This is a genomic window from uncultured Campylobacter sp. (genome assembly GCF_938018145.1).
Taxonomy (GTDB): Bacteria; Campylobacterota; Campylobacteria; order Campylobacterales; family Campylobacteraceae; genus Campylobacter_A.
The window spans coordinates 1-5,986 of sequence record NZ_CALIII010000008.1 but is presented as its reverse complement, the minus strand read 5'-3'; the positions used below and the strand labels follow the sequence as shown (position 1 = coordinate 5,986).

The window sequence follows — 5,986 nt, the reverse complement described above, 5'->3', positions numbered from 1 at the left end:
CGTTTTTAGAAGTAAATTTTAAAAATTAGCTCAAATTTAAACATCAAATTTGAGCTAAAATTTGCGGCAAAATCACCGCATCTCAAGGCGCATGAGGTGCATATCCTCGCCGCCCGTGACCTCTAGCTCCTGTGAACCGCAGGCTGGGCAGGTGAAGTCGTTTTCGCTAAGCTCGCCGCTAAAGCCGCAGCTTTTACACTCAATGGCGACGTTTTGCACGATGATTGTAAGCTCGGCATTTTCGCAGATCGTGCCGGTTTTATAGACTTCAAACGCGCTTTCTAGATAGTGAGGCTCGACGCCGCTTAACCGCCCGATACGCACTTCAAGGCGCATGACCTCTTTCGCGCCGTTTGCGGCGGCGTTTTTCTCGCAAAGCGCGACTAGGCTTTGCACTATGCTTAGTTCGTGCATCGGATTTCCTTGATTGCGGACGGAGCGGATTTTATTTTTACGCACGCGTCTAAGGTGCAAATTTTATAAATTTTGCGAGCCCGCTCTCGTGCCGTCCAAGCCTCAAAAGTCAATGAGATTAAATTTGATCTACCCATCACCGTTCCTAGCATATTCGAGGCAATAGCTCGCCCTTTGGCGCTTCTAAAAAGCGCTTCGAGCCGTATGCGTTTTGCAAGATGACGCGGCCGTTTGCGGTACCTAAAATCTCGCCGATCGAGGCTGCGTTAGCGTCAAATTTGCGTAAAATCTCAAGCGCGCGTGCCTCGTCTTTTTCATCTACGGCTAGCACGAAGGTACCCTCGTTTGCAAGCTCATAAGGCTCAAAGCCAAACAGCTCGCAAACGCCCGTCACTTCGTCGCTAACCTTGATATCCTCCTCGCGAACGAGGATGTCTAGGCCGCTAAATTTCGCCCATTCGTTTAGCACCGCCGAGAGTCCGCCGCGCGTCGCGTCGCGCATACAAAGAGGCTTTACGCCGCCTTCTATTAGCGCCTTTACCGCGCCCACTAGCGCCTTGCAGTCGCTTTTTAGCTCGCTTTGCAGATCGAGCTCCTCGCGGCTAGCCAGCACCACCGCGCCGTGCCTGCCCACGTCGCCCGAGATCAGGATCTTTGCGCCCGCGCGCAGGCTTTTTAGCTCCACGCCCTCGCAGACGATCTCGCCGATACCGCTCGTGTTGATAAAAATTTTATCGCATTTGCCGCGCGGTACGACCTTCGTATCGCCGCAAACGATCCGCACGCCGTTTTCGCGAGCGACCGCGGCTAGCGAGCCTAGCACGCGCTCTAGCTCGGAGATCTCTAGGCCCTCCTCGACGATTAGCGCGCAACTTAGGTATTTTGCCTCAGCACCCACCATAGCTAGGTCGTTTATGGTGCCGCACGCTGCGATCTTGCCGATGTCGCCGCCGTTAAAAAATATCGGCGTAACCACGAAACTATCGGTGCTAAAGGCTAGTTTACCGTTAAATTTAGGCGTCAAATTTGCCGAGTCGCCAGCCTTTTCGTCTGCGCGAAAATCGCCAAAATTTAGTATCGCGCTGTCATTGCTCTCGCGCAAAATTTCATTATCAAATATCCTAAAAATCGTCTCGTTTATGAGCGAGTTCATCTCCTCGCCGCCGCCGCCGTGGCTTAGCATTATCTTGCTCAAATTTGCCTCCTCTTAGCCCGCGCTTTTGATGTCGCCGTATTTGTAGTATGCCGCACATGCGCCCTCGCTAGAGACCATGCACGAGCCCACGGGAGTTTTTGGCGTGCAGGCTTTGGCGAAAATTTTGCAGTCAAAAGGCTTTGCTCGCCCGCGTAAAATTTCAGGACAGATACAGGCCTTGCTCTCGCCTTTGCTTTGCACGCTGCAGTCAAATTTGACCCTCGCGTCAAGCTTCGCGTACTCGGAGCGCAGCTTCATACCGCTTTGCGCGATGACGCCAAGACCGCGCCAAGAGAAGTCGCACGGCTCGAAAAACTCCTCTATGAGCGCCTTTGCTTTTTGATTGCCCTCGCGCGTGACGACTCTTGCGTATTCGTTATAGACCTCGTGCGTGCCCGCGTTTTGCTGGCGGACGAGGTTTAGGATGCCGTCCATCAGATCAAGCGGCTCAAATCCGCTAACCGCGATAGGTTTTTTATACTCGGCCGCGATGCTCTCGTAGATGCCATATCCCGTGATCACGCTCACGTGGCTAGGGCCCAAAAACGCGTCGATCTTTACGTCTTCGTCGTTTAGGATCGCTCGCACGGGTGCGGGGACCGTAACGTGATTTATATGGAAAAATAGATTTTTTAGCCCGAGTTCTAGCGTCTTTTGGACCAAATTTGCGCTCATAGGCGTCGTCGTCTCAAACCCGATCGCGAAAAATATCACGCTCTTTTCGGGATTTTCGCGCGCGATCTTGATACAGTCTAGCGGGCTATATAGCGCTCTGATGTCGCAACCTTCGCCGCGCAGCTTTTGCAGGCTGGTCGAGGAGCCAGGGACTCTTAGCATATCGGCTAGCGTGCAGAGGATCACGCCTGGCATCTGGGCTAGCTTGATAGCCTCGTCTATGCGGCTCCTTGGCATCACGCACACGGGACAGCCGGGGCCGTGGACGAAATTTATATGCTCGCCCACTAGCTGCGGCAGGCCAAATTTCATGATCGAGTGCGTGTGTCCGCCGCAAATTTCCATGATATTTAGCGGTTTTACGCTCTCTTTTTTGATGAGTTTTGAAAGCGCTAAAATAAGCTCTTTATCGCGAAAATCATTGATTAGATTCACGCTTTTTCCTTTGCGTTTGGCTCATTTGCCGCCGCTTGCATGGCGCTTAGTCCCGCGTCGCCTTCGTCCGCGCCGATCTGGCCGCTCTCCATATCTTTGGCGATTTGGCGGTAGATTTCGATGCTTTCTAGCGCAAATTTCGTATCGATTTTTTCCATCGCGTAGCCGACGTGGATGAGTACGTATTCGCCCACGGCTACGGGCTCGGCGATGAGATCGAGGCTCACGCGGCGACTCACGCCTAGCGTCTCTACGGTAGCGACGTTATCTTCGTCGATCGCGACCACTTTTGACGGGATTGAGAGGCACATTATCTAAGCTCTTTTTTAAATTTTAAGAAATTTAGCCACTTCTCCATGCCTTCGCCCGTTTTTGCGTCAAGCTCGATGACGTCGACCTTCGGATTTAGTTTGCGAGCCTCTTTGACGACTTTTTTCACGTCAAATTCAAAATGCGGCAACAGCGAAGTTTTGGTTATCACGATGAGATCGGCGGCGCGAAACATCACCGGGTATTTGGCTACCTTGTCGTCGCCTTCTGGCACCGATAGTAGCACGACGTTAAAGTGCGAGCCCACGTCGTAGCTAGCCGGGCAAACGAGGTTGCCGACGTTTTCAACGAAAACTATATCAAGGCCCTCTAGCGGCAGATGATGAAGCCCCTCGTGCACCATAAATGCATCCAGATGACAGGCCTGCCCAGTCGTTATTTGGTGGGCTTTGCCGCCTGCTTTTATTATGCGGTCGGCGTCTTGGTTGGTTTCTAGATCGCCCTCGACGACGCCGATTTTAAATTTACCGCTTTTTATCGTAGCTTCTAGTAGCGTTGTCTTGCCGCTGCCGGGGCTGCTCATGAGATTTACGCATAAAATCCCGTGCTCGTCCAAATGAGCGCGGTTGTGCGCGGCCTCTTCGTCGTTTTGGGATAAAATTTTCGTTATCACTTCGACGGTTTTACTGTCGTTTAGCGCCGGGTGCGCGTGGCCGTGACTATGCTCGTGAGCCGCGCCGTGTCCGTGCTCGGCGCCGTGATCGTGAGCGTGCGAGTGAGTCGTGCCGTCCGCGTGAGTGTGGGCGTGATCGTGCCCGCCCAGCGAGCATCCGCAATCTTTACACATTTTGTTTCTCCTTAGCGATTTTTTGGGGTTATTATACTCTTAGATGTTAAAATCTCGCTTTAGTTTCATACCTTGCGGATATTATTTCGTTGCGTTTTATTTATATTTTTAAGATTTTTCGGCGACGGCGAGATCGGTCAAATTTGACACAAATTTGAGCCGCGTCAAATTTTATGGCTCAGGCTAAATTTGACTTCAGATTAGCCTAGTCAAATTTAGCCCTCTTTGCCGACAAATTTAATGTCCGCGAGACTCGCCCGCGTTTGGTTTTTCTAGCACGATATCTTTGATACGAGCTTTGCCGTTATCCATCACGCTGATGACGGCGGTGGCGTTAAACTCCATCATATCTCGCTCCATCTGCTGCGCTTTTTTAGGCGGCATAAAAAAGGCCTCGATGCCGAAATTTGCGGTATTATAATCAACCCTGCCAGCTAAAAACGTCCCGCCGCTAGGCCGCTCGAAGCTATATTTGTCAAATTTATACCTGCCGTCTTTGTCCTGCTTTAAAACGGCGTAAATTTTTGTGCCGTGCAGCTGCTGCCTTTTGCTCAAATTCGAGTCTCTTTTGTCCAGCTCGTAAACGCCCGCAAAGCCGTAGCTAAGGCGCACGTAGTCGCCGCGAAACATATCGCGCGGATCGTAAAGCGTAGTTTGCAGCAAGATCTCTTTGCCAAAATATATCGGCGCGTACGCATACGCAAGCATGGCTATCACGGCTAAAATTTGAAATACCGCGGCGGCAAAAATCAGCTTTAGTTTCATCTCGCGCTCCTTTTTTTAGAGATCCTAGACACGCCGAGCACCACCAGCGCAAACACCAAAAATAGCGCGCTGGCGCTGACGTAATCGCCGACTAGATCCACATATCGCACGAACGCCACCCAAAAGATGAGCGCGATGCCAAATTTCATATTATTTTGCTTGATGAGAGCGACCGCGACGCAAACGCCGATGAGCGAAAACACGCCCTCCTCGTAGCCCGCAAACGCGTCTAAGATAAACGGCAGCGCTACTAAAAGCGCTCCGACCGTTGCGGCGGCGTATTTTTTAAAGTAAAACGCAAGTCCCAAAGAGGCCGCGCAAAAAGCCATAAACAATGCTCCAAACACGCTTTTTAAAAATGTAATGCCGTTTAAAACATTCCCATAGCTCTGTGTACCGTAAGACCACGGACGCGAAAAATGCAAGTCCTCGTAAAGCGACATATCAAAACACAAGATGCCAGCGCCGCAGACGATGCCGACGGTTTTGAGATAAAACGCGAGTTCAAATTTACCCGCTCTCTCAAGCAAAAACGAAGCGCAAACGGCTAGCAAGCAGTAGCTAAGAGCAAAAAAATGAACGCCGTAAAACGCGTCGTCCACGCGCAAATCCGTCATAAAATATCGCTCGTAAAGTACGAAAGAGACGATATAAGTAAACACGCTCGCAAAAAGCGCGCCCGTAAGTAGCCGCGAATCATCGCGCCAAAGCACCGCAGCCGAAGCTATGATAAACAGCAAAAATCCGTGCGAAACACCGCTAAACTCAAACTCCATCAAAAACCAAACAAGCCCCAAAATAAGAGCCTGCAGCGTGATGATGGATTTGCGCGTAGCAAGCCCGAGCGCCAGCGCTCCGACCGCCCACAGCAGCACGCCGTTAGGCATATGCTCGCCTAGATGGTAAATTTGCGCGACTAAAACGATCGCCGCGCCGTAGCAAAAGTTACCCAGAAAAAACAGCGTCGTAGCCTGCGTCTCTTTGCCGTTTTTTTGCGCCAAAACTCCGCTAAAATTTACCGCCGCAAGTATGCCAAGCACGATGATTAGCCTCACGGCGCGCGGTAGCTCCTCCCAGTTTGCGCCCACAAGCGTAAATAGCGAAAGCGCCAAAAACAGATACGCGACGAGTTTTAATATAAAGCTTCGCCGCTCGTTTGCGCCCGATAAATCTATATCGTATCTAGCCGCTATCTTGCGCGCCGCCTCGTCGCTTATTAGCCCGTCTTCTCGCCACTTCGTAAGCTCGTCCGCGAGAAAATTTTTATGAAATATCATCATTTTTCTACTCCACGCATTTCATTATCCTGTGTCGCCCAGCCCAGTAGAGCATCGCATAGCCCGTCGCGCCCGAGATCACCGATGCGATAAGTACCGCGAGCTTAT

Annotated in this window: 7 protein-coding genes; all 7 read right to left on the bottom strand. The window is 51.3% G+C overall.

Annotated elements, in window-relative coordinates; translation table 11 throughout:
• Positions 1–72 precede the first annotated feature (72 nt).
• Positions 73–414 carry a hydrogenase maturation nickel metallochaperone HypA gene (gene hypA, locus Q0338_RS00265; protein ID WP_298085026.1) on the bottom strand — a complete coding sequence of 114 codons (342 nt, stop codon included), beginning with the start codon at positions 412–414 and terminating at the stop codon, positions 73–75.
• Between the two features lie 145 nt (positions 415–559).
• Entirely contained in the window at positions 560–1,609 is a 1,050-nt protein-coding gene (gene hypE, locus Q0338_RS00260) for a hydrogenase expression/formation protein HypE (protein WP_298085025.1), read from the bottom strand.
• A 12-nt stretch (positions 1,610–1,621) separates the two neighbouring features.
• On the bottom strand, positions 1,622–2,719 hold the full coding sequence (gene hypD / locus Q0338_RS00255) for a hydrogenase formation protein HypD (protein WP_298085024.1): 1,098 nt from the start codon (positions 2,717–2,719) through the stop codon (positions 1,622–1,624).
• Positions 2,716–3,030, bottom strand: coding sequence for a HypC/HybG/HupF family hydrogenase formation chaperone (locus Q0338_RS00250; RefSeq protein WP_298085023.1), 315 nt, complete (start codon positions 3,028–3,030; stop codon positions 2,716–2,718). Before Q0338_RS00250 ends, hypD begins: the two co-directional genes overlap by 4 nt.
• A complete protein-coding gene (gene hypB, locus Q0338_RS00245) occupies positions 3,030–3,836 on the bottom strand; it encodes a hydrogenase nickel incorporation protein HypB (protein WP_298085022.1) in 807 nt (268 codons plus the stop codon). The genes Q0338_RS00250 and hypB overlap by 1 nt, the downstream gene beginning before the upstream one ends.
• Before the next feature lie 237 nt (positions 3,837–4,073).
• Positions 4,074–4,601, bottom strand: a complete 528-nt coding sequence (locus Q0338_RS00240; protein ID WP_298085021.1) for a GDYXXLXY domain-containing protein — start codon at positions 4,599–4,601, stop codon at positions 4,074–4,076.
• Positions 4,598–5,881: a DUF2157 domain-containing protein gene (locus Q0338_RS00235; protein WP_298085020.1), complete on the bottom strand. Its 1,284-nt coding sequence runs from the start codon at positions 5,879–5,881 to the stop codon at positions 4,598–4,600. Before Q0338_RS00235 ends, Q0338_RS00240 begins: the two co-directional genes overlap by 4 nt.
• Positions 5,882–5,986 lie beyond the last annotated feature (105 nt).

Coding starts and splice junctions, on each gene's coding strand:
- hypA (WP_298085026.1), bottom strand. CDS start 414: ATGCACGAACTAAGCATAGTGCAAAGCCTAGTCGCGCTTTGCGAGAAA.
- Q0338_RS00250 (WP_298085023.1), bottom strand. CDS start 3,030: ATGTGCCTCTCAATCCCGTCAAAAGTGGTCGCGATCGACGAAGATAAC.
- hypB (WP_298085022.1), bottom strand. CDS start 3,836: ATGTGTAAAGATTGCGGATGCTCGCTGGGCGGGCACGATCACGCCCAC.
- Q0338_RS00240 (WP_298085021.1), bottom strand. CDS start 4,601: ATGAAACTAAAGCTGATTTTTGCCGCCGCGGTATTTCAAATTTTAGCC.
- Q0338_RS00235 (WP_298085020.1), bottom strand. CDS start 5,881: ATGATGATATTTCATAAAAATTTTCTCGCGGACGAGCTTACGAAGTGG.